Source organism: Streptomyces canarius (assembly GCF_014650735.1).
GTDB lineage: Bacteria > Actinomycetota > Actinomycetes > Streptomycetales > Streptomycetaceae > Streptomyces > Streptomyces olivaceoviridis.
Map to the genome: position 1 here is coordinate 1 of NZ_BMVN01000245.1, position 571 is coordinate 571.

General features: G+C 72.3%; 1 protein-coding gene. It reads left to right on the forward strand.

What is annotated here, in order from left to right; all coding sequences use genetic code 11:
• Nucleotides 1–13: 13 nt before the first annotated feature.
• The coding region (locus tag IE294_RS47115; protein ID WP_373315980.1) for an acyltransferase domain-containing protein at nt 14–571 on the forward strand (558 nt) is incomplete at its 3' end.

Genomic DNA, 571 nt, shown 5'->3' on the forward strand with positions numbered 1-571 from the left:
CGCGGCTGCCGTGGTGTCGGGTGCGTTGTCGTTGGAGGACGGTGCGCGGGTGGTGGCGCTGCGGTCGAGGGCGATCACCGCGCTGGCGGGCCGGGGCGGGATGGTCTCGGTTCCCCTCCCGGTGGAGCAGGTGCGTGATCTGCTGCCCGACGGTGTGTCGGTGGCGGCGGTGAACGGCCCCTCGTCCGTCGTCGTGGCGGGCGATCCGGACGGTCTGGAGGAGATCCTGGGCCGTGTGGAGCGGGCCCGGCGCATCCCCGTGGACTACGCCTCTCACTCCGCACAGGTGGAGGAGATCCGCGAGGAGATCCTGCGGGTGCTGGAGGGGGTGTCCCCCCGGCCGGCCACGGTGCCGTTCTTCTCCACGGTGGACGCGGAGTGGCTCTGCGGGGAGGAACTCGACGCGGGGTACTGGTTCCGCAACCTGCGGCAGACGGTGCGGTTCGAGACCGCCGTGCGGGCCTTGGCCGAGGAGGAGTTCGGGGCGTTCGTCGAGGTCAGCGCGCACCCCGTCCTGACGGTGGGGATGGACGAGGCGTTGGGTGACGCGGCTGTCGTGTCGGGGACGCTG